Origin of the sequence: Halobacillus mangrovi, from assembly GCF_002097535.1 — a bacterium.
GTDB classification, from domain to species: Bacteria; Bacillota; Bacilli; order Bacillales; family Halobacillaceae; genus Halobacillus; species Halobacillus mangrovi_A.
Genome location: NZ_CP020772.1, coordinates 1,174,771 through 1,189,494 on the forward strand (window position 1 = coordinate 1,174,771; position 14,724 = coordinate 1,189,494).

Sequence of the window (14,724 nt, forward strand, 5' to 3'; positions counted from 1 at the left end):
TGCCTTAGAGGTAGAGAAGAGGGAAAGAGTTGTCTACGTTAAAAGATGTTGCAAAAAAGGCTAATGTAAGTGTAGCCACTGCATCCTATGTCATGAACGACAGTAAGCTGATTACTCAGCCGACCAAAGACAAGGTGTTACTGGCAGCAAAAGAACTCGGCTATCGACCAAATAGAAACGCTAAAAATCTGAAAAAAAGCAAAACCAATATTATCGGTTTTTTCTTAAGTGGATTTACAGGACCGTTCTTCAACGAAATATTAGAAGGCATACAAGATACGGTGATTGAAGAAGGATATGAGATGGTGGTTTGCGCTTCAGATGATAAACACCGTCTGCTCGTAGAACGATACGTAGATGGAGCGATCATCCTTAACTATCACATTAGCAATGAGTTATTAACCAGTTTAGCTAGCGATAAGTTCCCGATGGTTGTGTTAGACCGCGAGCTGGACAATCCCTACATCGATGAAGTTCTCCTTCCCAACAAACTAGGGATTGACCAGTCTGTAAATCATCTCGTCGAGCAAGGTCATCAGCGAATCGGTTTTATCGCTGGTTCTGAAGAATCTTATGATGGTGAAAAGCGCTTGGAAGGATTTAAAGAATCGCTTTCAAAAAGAGGACTAACTTTTCATGAGTCTGATTTAATACGTGCTGATTTTACAGAAATCAGCGGAATGTTCGGGATGATGGACTACCTGGATAACCATGACGACTATCCGACCGCTTTTGTATCAGCTAACGATGAAATGGCGATGGGGGCGATTAAGGCCGTCCAACATAGAGGTTTGAAGGTCCCTGAACAGATTGCCTTCGTCGGGTTTGATGACATCGACCTGGCCCAATATTTTCAACCGTCCTTATCGACAGTTAGAGTTCAGAAAAAGCTATGGGGACGAACCGCTGCCGAATCGTTGTTCCGAATGCTTGAGAAGAAATCTGGTGTAGAAGGTGAACAAATTCCAATTGAATTTGTTCCACGTTCATCAAGCTGAAAGGGGGTGTAAGTATCCAAGTCGAAAGGGAAAAGATCATCATTAATGGAAAAGAAACCGTGTTGTTTGGCGCAGAACTTCATTACTTTAGAGTTCCAAAACAAGAATGGAGAAATCGTTTAAAAGATGTTAAAGAAGCTGGAATCAATATGATCAGTACCTATGTGCCATGGCAGTTCCACGAATACGAAGAAGGGTACATAGATTTGACAGGCGAAACAAGAGGAGAGCGTGATTTGCAATCCTTTTTACAAATGGTTGCAGAAGAAGGATTATACTGTCTCGTTCGCCCAGGTCCTTACGTGATGGCGGAAATTATTGATCATGGCGTTCCGACTTGGTTCATTGAGAACTATCCAGAGGCGGCCGCACTAAACGAGAAAGGCCAACGGCATGCGACTCAAGTAGTCAGTTACCTTCATCCGATTTATTTAGAAAAGGTGAAAAACTGGTATGATGCAGTTTGTTCAGTCATTCAGCCGTATCAAGTAGATGAAGGTGGACCAGTCATCCTTTTCCAGCTGGATAACGAGGTAGGGATGTTTCACTGGGTCACTCATCAAGGTGATTTCAATGAAGTGACGATAAAGCAATTTCAACAATACTTAGAAGAGAAACGAACGCTGTCTGCAAACGATCTTGCTTATTTTGAAAACGCAAACAAAGGTGCAGATACCATTCAGCCTCTGCCTGTTGCCCTGAAAAATGACTATTTCTTGTTTATGCGAGAGCACTACCGAGTGTATTTGGAGCACTTGAAGCAATTGGCGGTTGAACTGGGAATCACCGTTCCATTTGTGATCAACATTCATGGATTTCATACGACTGACTTTTTGAAAAGAGGCACGATGTATCCAATTGGAATATCGCAATTGTTAGAAGCTGCAAAGATGGAGGACACATTAGTAGCCGGAGACTACTATATCGGGAATATCGAATACGACAACTACATCGATATTGTGCTTGCCAACGCGTTTACAAAAGCTATTCAATCACCCAATCAGCCGCTGTTCTCTGCTGAATTTCAGGGTGGAAATGCCTCATACAGGCCCAAGCTGCAACCGAGTACGTTTGATCTTACCACAAGACTTTGTTTTGCCAACGGCATGAACGCCGTGAACTACTATATGTTTGTCGGAGGAGAAAACTACGAGGGTATAGGTCTAAATGGAAGACGGCATGAGTGGCAGGCGCCGCTTACAGCTAGCGGAGAAAAGAAACCGCACTTTCAAGTGATTGGTCACCTCGGAAAGATGTTCCAAACGTTTGAAAAACCTTTATTGGAAGCGAAACAAACGACGCATACATGCTTTGCTTTTTATCCTGATTACTACATGACTGATTATAGTAATCATTTTTCTTCGCCGTTAATTGAAACGTTTCAACGTGAAAGAGATTTGAACATTTTCAATGGAATGGCAAAAGGGCTTCGTGTAAACAACATTGTATTCGACAGCCTGAATATTCAAGAGGATGGAAAGATCGATGTCGGCAAGGTTCCGACCCTATGGATGTTCTCAATGAAGTGGATGGATTCGCAGGTGCAGCAGAAATTAGTCGATTATGTACAGGATGGAGGTAAACTGGTCCTGTTTCCGACGATTCCGACTCACGATCTGAACGACCAGCCCTGTACCGTGTTCAAAGACTATATCCAAGTGGAATCTCGAGGCCGCAAGGGTGGTTTTGTCCGAGTAGGCGACATCGACAGTGTCAAAGTTCCTTATATGGAAACGTTCAAGGATGAAAAAGGAGCATTCGCCTGGTCGGAAGATGAAGCTGAGGACGTCATTGCCTTTGAGAAGGAGCTAGGCAAAGGTCGACTCTTTGTCTTTGGCGCGGCACTTGGGTTGAATTTCAACCATGAATATGACGTCATCCGGGAGCTTGCGCAAAGAGTGGGAGTGAAAAGTGACTTTTCACTCGAAGAAGAACTGGATATTTCGATCCGTGCCAAGTCCGATAAGAGTTATTTTGTTTTCCTTCATAATTTTGATGAGTACAGAAAAGAAACCCCAATTAATAAGTCGGGGCAGCCGTTATTTGGAGGAAGCCAAGTCAGTGTCCCTCCTAAAAACGGATTGATGCTCCCGGTCAACATTCCTATTCATGATGATGTAACCATCGCTTATGGAACAGCGGAAGTGTTCAATGTCGAAGAAACAGCTGACGCTTTACGTGTAAAGGTGAAGTTGAAGCAAGCAGAGGACGTTTTACTATTTTCCTCCTCTATATGGAGACCGGTGGAATCTCCAGGAATCAAGGTGGATAAGGAAGCAGAAGACACCTTTCTTGTTACCCTGATCAGGTCCCTGGAAAAAGAAGCGACCATAGATTTTAAGAAGTTTGGTTAAGCTCGTTGATCAACTTGCAGATTGAAAAGAATGCTGCTTTCTTTTCAATCCAAGTAAAAAAATAAAAGAGGTGTATGGAATGAAAAAATGGTTTTCTATCGTATCTTTATTAACTGTTTTGGTCTTATTTTTGGCTGCCTGCTCCGATGAATCATCATCCGAAGGTGAAGGAGATTCTGAAGAGAGTAACGGGGATCAAGTGACCTTGACGATTGCCAGCTGGTCCTTCGGTACGGAAGGAGAAAAGAACCTTAATCGTATGATGCTTGACGCTTTTATGGAAGAGAATCCGAATATCAAGGTGGAAATTGATGAATCGATTGCTGATCCTTGGGCAGAATCGTTGGCATCTGCTGCGAGTGCAGGGGAAATGCCGGATGTATTTTCATTGACAAATGTTCCAACAGCCGTTGCGAACGACTGGACATTGGATATCACAGAATATGTGAACGAAGATGAAGAATACCAAAAGCTCCCTGAAAGTGTGAGAAAAGCGATCACTTATAACGACAGCGTCTATTCTGTTCCTTCCTCTCAACATATTATGGGATATTTTGTAAACAAAGACTTGTACAATCAAGCGAACTTGGACGCTCCTTATCTTGGCATGAGCTTAGAGGAGTTTGAGACCGCCGTAAGTGATGTAACAAATGTGAATCAAGGGGTTGTCGGTCTGAATGAAGCGAATGCGATTCCGGAGTGGTATCCAGCTGCGGCAAGCGAAGATTTGGGCTGGTACACGTTTAATGATGGGTTTTCTTTAGACAGTAAAGAATTCATCAACGGAATTAAGCTAGCGAATAACATCAATACAAACGGTTATGCTTATGCAACGTTAACGGAAGACCAAAAAGCGAATTTCAACGGAAAAGATGTAACAGAAGCTTGGTTCAATAACGGAATCGGCATGATGTGGGGCGGCACATGGGCCCTTGCTGGATATGAACAAAATGCAGACTTTGACTGGGATTTCATCGGAGTCCCTGGCGAACGTCCTGTAATTACTCATGACTTCTACGGAATCTCAAGCTCTACAGAACATCCGGAAGCTGCTTACAAGCTTTCTAAATGGATGGGCTTTGGTAAAGAAGGCTTCATGAAGCGTATCGAAATTACAGACCAGGAGGAAGAGCTTGGATTATCCAGTGTACCACTGATCAACGACCAAGAAGTCTTAGATGCTTATTTCAAAAGAGTGGACGTAGAAGGAGTAGAGAAGGCTTATGAAAACATCGAAAATGCTGTAGTCGAGCCATTCAAGACAACTCCAGGATATGGACAAGCTCGTTGGGAAGCACCGACAGGAGTAGAAATTGGCGATCAGGCCAATGCGCCGATTGGAGCGCTTATTGACGCAAGTGTTTCTGGAAAGATCAAAATTGAAAACTATGCGAGTCAAATTAACGAATTAGCGAACAAGAAATACGAAGAAGCGAAGGAAGCTCTTAAGTAAGAACGAACGAGAAAGGTTGAGGAGGTAATAGCATGAAGTCTAACGTGCTTTTGTGGTCACTTATAATTCTGTTCTTCATCCCGCAGACAGTCGTTCTAGCAAACGGTGAAAAAGACGGCGAGGAGGCTGTGAAGCAAATTGCAGAACAGAGTTATCACCTCGAACTCAACGAATGGAAGAAACAAGGTTTGGATAGCGTCGCTCAATTTGAGCGGGCTATCCCGCCTTCTTCATTTACAAATGTTGACGATGAAGACTTACTCCCATCATCAGAAAGCCATGGATATGGGGATCGCGTATTCTATTGGCGTAATCAAAAGTCATTGACGGTTGAAGTCGAGGTTGATAAAGAAGGATTATACGAAATTGGATTCGATTATTTCCCGCAAGGTGATTTGATCATGCCAATAGAGGGTGCAATCCAGGTGAATGGGAACTTTCCTTTCTCTGAAAGCAGACAGATCGTTTTCCCTGCCAAATGGAAAAATGGAACAGAAGACTTTAAAACGGATCGTTCTGGAAATGAAATCATTCCGAAACAGGAACCGATCCAAGAGTGGATGCAGGTAAAAGCGGAAGATTCTACATATCAATACAAACGACCACTTACATTTCATTTAAACGAAGGAAAAAACACGATAACCCTGCAGAATTTAAGAGGGGAAATGTTAGTCGGGGATGTTCATGTGACTGCACCAGCTCAAATCCCTGATTATGCAAGCTATGTGAAAGAACATCCAGATGCAGCAAAACCGAAAAAACGGACTACGTATGAAGCGGAACACCCGCTCGAAAAGAACAGCTCGTATATTCGTCCGATGGCGGAAGAAGATCCATCGGTCCATCCATACGATCAGGATCACCTCCTCTTAAATACGTTAGGAGGAGATTCCTGGAAGAAACCGGGACAGACCGTGACGTGGGAAGTGGAGGCAGAAGAAGCAGGTTATTATCAGTTATCTTTTAAAGCGATTCAAAATAAAGAATCCCAGTCTCCTGTGTATCGGACGATCAAGGTTAATGATCGCGTACCTTTTAAGGAAGTTGAGCAGTACGCCTTCCAATACAGTAAAGAGTGGTACAACGAGACAATCAGGGATGAAAAAGGCGACCCTTATCTCTTTTATCTCGAGAAGGGCAAAAACACAGTCAGTCTGAAAGCCGATCCGTCTCCAAATGCACGGGTATTGTTTACCATCGATAAAGTGATGCGGGGCATTGATGAGCTTTCCTTATCGATTAGAAAATTAATCGGAAACGGACAAGGAAACCGTGATTGGGATATTGAAGAATACCTTCCTGACATACAGGATCAATTAAATGGCTGGGCGGACCAGTTGAAAGAAGAGACCGATTATCTGCTTTCCTTGAGTGGAGGGGAAGAGACGACGGAGATCGCTTCGTTGCAAATTGCCATTGAAAGACTGGAAATGCTGGCGGAAACACCGGATGAAATTCCAAATCAGCTGACCCAATTATCCACGGGTTCCAATTCAGCTGCTCAGCTTCTGGGGGACATTTCTACAGATTTGACTGCTCAGCCGCTGCTTTTGGACCGGTTCTATGTCCATGGGGATACCTCTCTACCAAATCCACAGGCTGGTTTCTTTAAAAAAGCAAAAGATTCTATCGTCAGCTTTTTCCAATCGTTTACAGAAGATAACTTAGCGACAGCAGAAGTGAGTGACGATACGTTGGAGGTTTGGGTGAATCGTCCAAGGCAGTATGTAGAGCTCTTGCAAAACATGACGGATCAAAACTTCACCCCGGAAACAGGGATCAAAGTGAAATATTCCTTAATGCCAGATGAGCAGAAGCTTGTCTTAGCGAGCGCAGCTGACACCCAGCCGGATTTGGCTTTGGGGATTAGTAACTGGGTTCCTTATGAACTTGCCATCCGTGGAGCTGCTGTTGATTTAAGACAGTTCGAGGATTTCGGTGAAGTTGGAAAACAGTTTTCCCCAGGTGCATTTTTGCCACTCGTCGTGGATGAAGGGGTGTATGCCCTGCCTGAGACTCAGGACTTTTTCGTCCAGTTTTACCGTAAAGACATTATGCAGGAACTTGATATTCCTGTCCCTGACACATGGGAAGATGTGACAGAGATTCTTCCTGAATTACAGCGGTACGGAATGAATTATTATACGCCGTTGGCTCAGGAATCCGCGTTTAAGGCTTTTCAAACCACAGCACCGTTCATCTATCAATTTGGAGGCAGTCTTTATAAAGAAAACGGCATTGGCACAACGATTGATGAAGAAGATGCTTTAGAAGGCATTCAGTTCATGGCTGATCTTACTACCATTTACAGTATGCCGCTTCAAGTACCGAGATTCTACAACCATTTTCGTTACTCTACGCTTCCCATTGGAGTCGCTCCATTTGGAACGTATGTCGAGCTGACAACAGCTGCCCCTGAAATCTCTGGGTGGTGGGACATTACTCCACAGCCGGGGGTCAAGCAAGAGGATGGCAGTGTAGAGAGATGGGCGCCAGGATCCGGTCAAGCTTCGATGATTTTTGATGGAAGCGGGAAAAAAGAGGATGCCTGGGAGCTGTTGAAATGGTGGATGTCTTCAGAAACTCAAACCGAATTCGCTGTCACACTGCAGACGTTATTCGGGCCTGAATATATGTGGAACACAGCGAATCTTGATTCTTTTGCTCAATTGCCGCTGCCTGATGAGCACAAACAAGTCATCCTTGAGCAGTGGGAGTATTTAAGAGAAGTACCTAAGACGCCGTACGCTTACATGGTGGAACGTGAAATCAGCAATGTATGGAACAAAGTCGTCTTTGAAGGGGAAAATGCCCGGGCGGCTGTTGATGACAGCGTCATCTTAATCAACCGTGAGATGAGGCGGAAGCTTGAGGAATTCGGATATATGGAAAATGGAAAAGTGGTAAAAGACTATACGATTCCGACGATTGAAACGATAGAAAGGTGGCTGGAGACAAATGAATAGTAAAGGTTACTTGAGTACATCCGTCTTTCTGGCACCTTACTTGCTGCTATTTACAACATTCATCATCATTCCGGTAGCCATTGCCATCAGTTTGTCTTTCACCTATTTCAATACGATTGAATTCCCATCGTTTATTGGATTATCCAATTATGTCAACATCATTACCCAGGACAATACGTTTATGCAGTATGTCCTGCCCAATACGTTGATCTTCTCCCTTATCGTGGGACCGGGCGGCTACATCCTCGCCTTTTTACTGGCATGGATGCTCGCTCAAATCTCTAAAGGCCCGCGCACCGTCTTAGCCTTGATCCTCTACTCGCCGTCTATGACGGCGGGGGTCGCCATGGCTGTTGTGTGGAAGATCATATTCAGTGGAGATCAGACCGGGTATTTGAACAATTTATTAATCTCGATGGGCTTCATCAACGAACCCGTTCAATTTCTGCAATCCCCTGAATACTTAATGACCATTATGATCGTCGTCACCCTGTGGGGATCGATGGGGGTAGGATTCCTGGCCATGCTTTCCGGTGTATTAAATATTGACCGGGAAATATACGAAGCTGCTTATATTGATGGCATCCGGAACCGATTCCAGGAGATCATTTATATTACGATTCCCTCCATGAAGCCGCAAATGTTATTTGGCGCAGTCATGGCTGTCGTAACGACTTTCCAGGCAGGAGCGATCGGGGTCGAACTTTCTGGACAGAACCCGACACCGCAATATGCGGGACAGCTGATCGTCAATCACTTGGAAGACTTCGGATTTATCCGTTATGAAATGGGATATGCAGCGGCTTTGTCCGTATTGTTGCTGTTATTCATCTATGCATTCTCTAGAGTGGCTATGAAATTATTCGGAGAAAAAGATTAATAGACAATTTTAAGAGGGGTGGGACACATGGCATCTTTCCATGGGACGAAAATCAATCCAGACCGGTTTCATAAAAGTCAGCTTAAGTTTTATTTCATACTGATTCCGATTGCGATTTTAATGATCATTCCGATCGTTTATATTTTTTCACATGCCTTCAAGCCAATTGATGAGCTTTTCGCTTATCCACCGAGATTCTTTGTACAAAAGCCAACGCTTCAGAACTTCCAGGATCTCGCCAGCAATACCAATGCAACGGGCGTACCGATGTCCCGCTATCTGTTTAACAGTATCGTCGTTACACTCATTGTCGTTTTCCTTACGGTTTTGATCAGTACAATGGCAGGCTACGTCTTTTCAAAGAAAAACTTCAAGTTCAAGAATACTATTTTTGAAATTAATACCATTGCTTTGATGTTCGTTCCAGCTGCCGTCGTGATTCCGCGTTATTTATTGATTGATGAAGTAGGGTTGTTAGATACATTCTTCGCCCATATCTTTCCGCTTTTAGCTATGCCGGTCGGATTGTTTCTCGTCAAACAGTTCATTGATCAAATTCCGGATGAATTGCTCGAAGCAGCCAGAATCGATGGGGCCAATGATTTTCATATATTCTTTAAAATTATCATTCCATTAGTTAAACCAGCGATCGCAACGATTGCCATACTGGCTTTCCAGGCTGTATGGAACAATGCTGAAACCTCTACGCTGTTTGTCGATGATGAAAACTTGAAAACGTTCGCTTTCTTCATGTCGACGCTAGCATCAGATACGGGAGGCAACTCTGTTGCGGGGCAGGGAATGGCAGCAGCAGCGTCGCTGATTATGTTCGTGCCGAATTTGATCATCTTCATTTTCTTGCAAAGCAAGGTCATGAACACAATGGCACACTCTGGTATCAAGTAACGAGAAGGAGGAAGGGAAATGAGGGGATTTTTCATTGCATTGCTTAGCTTATGGTTACTCATTTTGTTTCCCACCGTTTCCTCTGCTTCCGTTTCTGTCCCCTATAAAACAGAAACATTAACAGCTGATGGAGAGCAAATCGAAACACAAACCGCTTATGCTCCCATTGGTCTATTTGCAAAAGGAGCAGATATCGTCAATCCGGAAGACATCTATGTCGATGATCAAAACCAGATCTATATCGCAGATTCCGGGACCAAAACCGTAACCAAATTTGACGATGAAGGAAACCCACTGCAGGTCTATGGCAAAGACCAATTGCAGCAGCCGTTAGGCGTTTATACCGATCAACAGGACAACGTGTATGTGGCGGATTATGGGAGCCAAAAAGTATTGAAATTCAAGGAAGATGGAGAACTAATTCAGGAGTACACCAGGCCGGAATCTCCGTTATTCGGAAAAAATGCCCCCTTCAAACCGGAAAAGGTTTCGGTGGATAAGCGGGGAAACATCTACATAATCGGAGAAAGTGCGAACAACGGGATCATCCAACTGAGTCAGGATGGAACCTTTCTCGGTTATTATGGCGCGAATACGTTACGACCCTCTGTCAAAACGTTTATTCAAGAGATGATCACAACCCAGCGTCAGGAAGCCAGCCTGTTCATGAAAGAACCTCCAGCACCGACGAATATATCGATCGATGATCAAGGGTTAGTCTACACCGTCACTTCAGGTACGACCTGGGAATCGATTCGTAAATTGAACATCGCAGGAGGAAATATTCTGCCTTCCGAAATGACAGAAAAGACGAATCTCGTGGATGTGGCGGTCGGATCGATCGGAAATATTTACACAGTAGGAAATGATGGGGTCATTTCTGAATATGACAGCGCCGGGAATGTGCTTTTTTCCTTTGGCGGAAAAACAAGTGAAACGAACCGGCTGGGATTGACCATGCAGCCGTCCGGCATCGAAGTCGATGATTTAGGCAGGCTTTACGTGACAGACCGGGAGCAAGGGACAATCCAAGTCTATGAACCTACGGAATTTACGACAACTCTTCACCAGGGATTGGCGCTCTTTGAAGAAGGGTTCTATGTAGAAAGTGAACAATACTGGAACGAGATTCTGCGTTTGAATTCCTCATTCGGGCTCGCACACACAGCTAAAGGAGAAGCCCTTTATAAACAACAGCAATACGACGACGCATTGGAAGAATTTCGTTTAGCCAACGATAAAGAAGGCTACTCGAATGCGTTCTGGGAACTACGCTACCGCTGGATGGAGGAGAATTTAGCAGGAGCCTTCATGCTTCTCTTTGCTGTATTTGTGACAAGGGTGACGGTCAAGGTTACAGATAAGAGAAAAAATATTCTACAGCCTGCACGGGATATGGGCAGGAAAATGAAGCGAAAAAGTCTAGTAAACCAGCTGGCCTTTTTGCCACGTTTCATTAAGCATCCGATCGATAGTGTCTATTATTTGAAAAACGGCGAACGCGTATCGATATTGTCTGCGACGATTCTCTACCTTTTCTTAGTCGTAGAGTACCTGTTGACGATTTACTGGACAGGGTTCCTTTTCACCAACAGGGTGCTTGAGAATGTGAATGTCTTTTTTGAAGTAGGAACGGTCTTACTTCCGCTTCTCTTGTTCGTCGGCGTTAACTATTTAGTCAGTACGATCACTGACGGGGCAGGAAGATTCAGGGATGTCTATATCGGAACGATCTATTCACTTGCTCCAACGATCTTATTCCTGCTGCCGATTACGCTCGTTTCCAATGTGCTGACTTACAACGAAGCGTTCGTCTATAACTTCTCTATGCAGATCATGGTTGTCTGGTCGGTCGTTTTGTTGTTTACGACGATGAAGGAAATCCATGACTATTCCTTCTGGGGCACGGTCAGGAACTTCCTCGTGACGATCTTCGGCATGTTCCTTACAGTTTTAATCTTTTTTGTGCTTTACGTACTGTTCGATCAAGTCATTGACTTTGTCATCTCAATCATTGAGGAGGTGATTCTTCGTGTCTAATAAATGGAAGTGGATGGTTCTTATCGTCATTTTACTTTTTCCTGTTCAAGTCATTGCCACGACACTGACGGACGATGAACCTAAAACGGATATTTCTGAAGAAGAAAAGCAACGTTCAACGAAGATGCTTCGCTATAAATCCAATCAATACACACAGCCAGAAGATGAGGAGAGTTCTTTTGAAAAGGACAACAGCCTTGATGGGTATGATCGTGTCGCAGAGAACGACCACCTTGTTTTATATGTGGAAGAATCGTCTCTCGCGTTGAAGATTGAAAACAAACAAACCGGCTTCATCTGGAATTCCGGTCTTATCAAAGGTAAGGAGTACAACTTGAACACCATGTGGTCCAATATGGCCCATTCAGCCGTAACCATCGATTATATTGACGGAGATAAAACATCTTCGGAAAGCATCCTTGCTAATGAATCAGAGGTATCTCTGAAGAAAAAGGAAAATGGTTTTTCCGCGACGATTGCTTTTGAAGAATCAGAAATCACACTGCAGCTCGATGTTCTTCTTGATGAAGGGGCTATTGAGGTAAGTGTTCCTCATGACAAAATCGTCGAAGGAGAGAATAAGCTCGCTACTCTAAGAGTCTATCCGTTCTTAGGTGCTGTAGAAGGAACAGATCAGGATGGATACATGTTCATCCCGGATGGAAGTGGTGCACTGATGCGTTTTGAAGAAAAGCAATTAGCATCCATGTCTCCTTATCGAGCATCTATCTATGGGGAGGACCGAGGGTTTAAGAGGAAGAAAACCGAAACAGAGGAGGTCGTTCGGGTTACTCCGGCTCATAAAGTAACGTTGCCTGTATACGGCGTTACAAATGGAGTCGATGAGAACGCGTATGTCAATGTTATTGCAGAAGGGAAAAACTTCGCGGACATCCTGGCTTACCCTTCTGGCGTATCGACCGATTTTCATTGGATCACAGCGCAGTATAATTACCGGTACCAGTATTATCAGCCAACGAGTCAAAACATGAGCGGCTTTAATGTTTTCCAGAAAGATATGAATGTGTTCGATATTAAAGAACGAATTACTTTTTTGAATGATGAAGCAGCCAACTATGTCGGAATGGCTCAGACCTACCAACAGTATTTGTTAGAAAATAACATGCTCAATGAAGGGGAAGATCAAGTAGATATCCGCCTGGAGTTTCTTGGAGGAGAAATGAAAGAAGGCCTTCTTTGGAATTCTGTTCAGCCGATGACCCCAGTCAAGGACCTGCCAGACTACGTTAAACGGTTGCAGCAGCAAGGGGTTGAAGATATGCATGTCACCTACCGCGGCTGGTCAGAAGGCGGATTGACAGGGACGCTTCCTGAGAAGTTTCCATTAGAAAGTAAGTTAGGAAGTAACGAAGAATTCAAGCAAGTGAATGACTTTTTCAAGAATGAGAATGTCCCGTTGTATTACTACACGGATTATACAAAAGCGTATGAGGGTGCGAACGGATTTTCTGGACGAACAGATGTCGCAAGGAAAATCAATTCAGAGACCATCGCAAGTCAGGGCGAGGAAGAAGCTTACTTCTATCTAAGTCCGAAAAAATCGCTTGAAATAGCAAAAAAGGATATCACCAAGTACGAAGAAAATGAGATGAGAAACCTTGCCGTTGATACGAGCGCAAATGCGTTGTTCTCTGATTTTAACCACCAGATGAAGAGACCGGAAGTGATGTCGGTTTACAAGACTATGTTCGAGGAACTGAGCGCGAATATGGAGTCTCTAGCGTTATATCAACCGAACGACTACCTGTTGTCAGAGACCGATCGTTATCTGGAAATTCCGATGTACTCATCCAATTATAACTTCGTGACCGATACGGTGCCGTTTATGCAAATCGTATTAAAAGGATACGTTCCTTATTACGCTTCCTTTTCCAATTTCCATTACAATCCTGTAGACGAAGTGCTTCGCATGATTGAATACGGTGCTTATCCTTCGTTCTACCTGACGACAGAACCCTCTCATGAGTTGATGCACACGCCATCCGAAGATCTCTACACTTCTGAATTTAAAGGATGGGAAAAAGAAATCGTCGACCAATACAAAAAGGTTAAGCAAAGTTTGGGACAAGTAGAAGGAGCTAAGATCACGAACCGGAAAGTCCATCAAACGGGAGTGGTGGAAGTCGGTTATTCGAATGGAAAAGCGATCGTCGTCAACTACACAAGTGAGAACGTGAAGGCAGCAGGAATTGAAGTGGAAGCCAAAGGATATCAGGTGATCGACCGGGGGAATGAGTCATGAAGCAACTGTCATTGAAAAAGAAAAAAAGCTTGCTGGGATTATCGTTCTTGTCGCCATGGATCATTGGATTCCTTGTCTTCACAGCATTTCCATTGCTCTACTCGCTGTTCTTAAGTTTTCAAAAGGTGAAAATTACGCCTAGCGGAATTAAGACGGAATTCATCAAGTTCGAAAACTACACCTACGCCTTTACCGTTGATGCTGAATTTACACAGATCTTGCTCAAATTTTTACGTGAACTCGTCATTTCGACACCAATTATCATTGTGTTTTCTTTAATCATTGCATTGTTATTGAACCAGCCGATTCGTATGAAAGGGTTTTTCCGAACGATCTTCTTCCTGCCCGTGATCATTGCCAGTGGTCCTGTTATTACGGACTTAATGGAGCAGGATGTGACGTCAATTCCGTCGATTGAAAACTATGCAATCTTCGCTATGTTTCTATCGAATACCGATGGGTTTTTGAATACTATACTCACATACCTGATGGACAACTTGATCATCATTTTGTGGTACTCAGGCGTTCAGATCTTAATTTTCTTAGCGGCTCTTCAAAAAACAGACCGGCAAATCTATGAAGCTGCCAAAATCGACGGAGCTTCCAATTGGGAGTGCTTCTGGAAGGTCACGCTGCCGACACTATTTCCGATGATTATTGTGAATTTGATTTATACGATCGTCACGTATTCGGTGTTCGCCCTGAATCCTGTCGTTGATCATATCCAAAGCAGTATGTTCGATATCTCCACCGGCTTCGGCTATGCTTCTGCTCTCTCATGGGTTTACTTCGTCGTCATCACCATTGTGTTGGCGATCGGTGTCGGAACCGTGGCGATCAGAGGAAACAAAAAGTACACATAAA

9 protein-coding genes are annotated in these 14,724 nt (G+C 43.8%); all 9 read left to right on the forward strand.

The window, feature by feature from the left end:
* The first annotated feature begins 29 nt into the window (after positions 1–29).
* The 9 genes from HM131_RS05710 to HM131_RS05750 all read left to right on the forward strand — a co-directional run bounded on the left by HM131_RS05710 (position 30) and on the right by HM131_RS05750 (position 14,723).
* Entirely contained in the window at positions 30–998 is a 969-nt protein-coding gene (locus HM131_RS05710; protein ID WP_085028814.1) for a LacI family DNA-binding transcriptional regulator, read from the forward strand.
* A 41-nt stretch (positions 999–1,039) separates the two neighbouring features.
* The gene (locus HM131_RS05715) at positions 1,040–3,352 is read left to right on the forward strand and encodes a beta-galactosidase (protein ID WP_269749129.1); all 2,313 of its coding nucleotides are present in this window, start codon (positions 1,040–1,042) and stop codon (positions 3,350–3,352) included.
* Between the two features lie 79 nt (positions 3,353–3,431).
* A complete protein-coding gene (locus tag HM131_RS05720; protein WP_085028816.1) occupies positions 3,432–4,805 on the forward strand; it encodes an ABC transporter substrate-binding protein in 1,374 nt (457 codons plus the stop codon).
* Between the two features lie 32 nt (positions 4,806–4,837).
* Positions 4,838–7,771, forward strand: a complete 2,934-nt coding sequence (locus HM131_RS05725) for an extracellular solute-binding protein (protein WP_232324883.1) — start codon at positions 4,838–4,840, stop codon at positions 7,769–7,771.
* A complete protein-coding gene (locus tag HM131_RS05730) occupies positions 7,764–8,651 on the forward strand; it encodes a carbohydrate ABC transporter permease (RefSeq protein WP_085028817.1) in 888 nt (295 codons plus the stop codon). Before HM131_RS05725 ends, HM131_RS05730 begins: the two co-directional genes overlap by 8 nt.
* Positions 8,652–8,678: 27 nt before the next feature.
* Entirely contained in the window at positions 8,679–9,557 is an 879-nt protein-coding gene (locus HM131_RS05735; RefSeq protein ID WP_085028818.1) for a carbohydrate ABC transporter permease, read from the forward strand.
* Between the two features lie 18 nt (positions 9,558–9,575).
* Positions 9,576–11,597: an SMP-30/gluconolactonase/LRE family protein gene (locus HM131_RS05740; protein ID WP_085028819.1), complete on the forward strand. Its 2,022-nt coding sequence runs from the start codon at positions 9,576–9,578 to the stop codon at positions 11,595–11,597.
* On the forward strand, positions 11,590–13,860 hold the full coding sequence (locus HM131_RS05745; protein ID WP_085028820.1) for a DUF5696 domain-containing protein: 2,271 nt from the start codon (positions 11,590–11,592) through the stop codon (positions 13,858–13,860). Before HM131_RS05740 ends, HM131_RS05745 begins: the two co-directional genes overlap by 8 nt.
* Positions 13,857–14,723, forward strand: a complete 867-nt coding sequence (locus tag HM131_RS05750) for a carbohydrate ABC transporter permease (RefSeq protein ID WP_085028821.1) — start codon at positions 13,857–13,859, stop codon at positions 14,721–14,723. Before HM131_RS05745 ends, HM131_RS05750 begins: the two co-directional genes overlap by 4 nt.
* Position 14,724: the final 1 nt, after the last annotated feature.

Coding starts and splice junctions, on each gene's coding strand:
- HM131_RS05720 (WP_085028816.1), top strand. CDS start 3,432: ATGAAAAAATGGTTTTCTATCGTATCTTTATTAACTGTTTTGGTCTTA.
- HM131_RS05725 (WP_232324883.1), top strand. CDS start 4,838: ATGAAGTCTAACGTGCTTTTGTGGTCACTTATAATTCTGTTCTTCATC.
- HM131_RS05730 (WP_085028817.1), top strand. CDS start 7,764: ATGAATAGTAAAGGTTACTTGAGTACATCCGTCTTTCTGGCACCTTAC.
- HM131_RS05735 (WP_085028818.1), top strand. CDS start 8,679: ATGGCATCTTTCCATGGGACGAAAATCAATCCAGACCGGTTTCATAAA.
- HM131_RS05740 (WP_085028819.1), top strand. CDS start 9,576: ATGAGGGGATTTTTCATTGCATTGCTTAGCTTATGGTTACTCATTTTG.
- HM131_RS05750 (WP_085028821.1), top strand. CDS start 13,857: ATGAAGCAACTGTCATTGAAAAAGAAAAAAAGCTTGCTGGGATTATCG.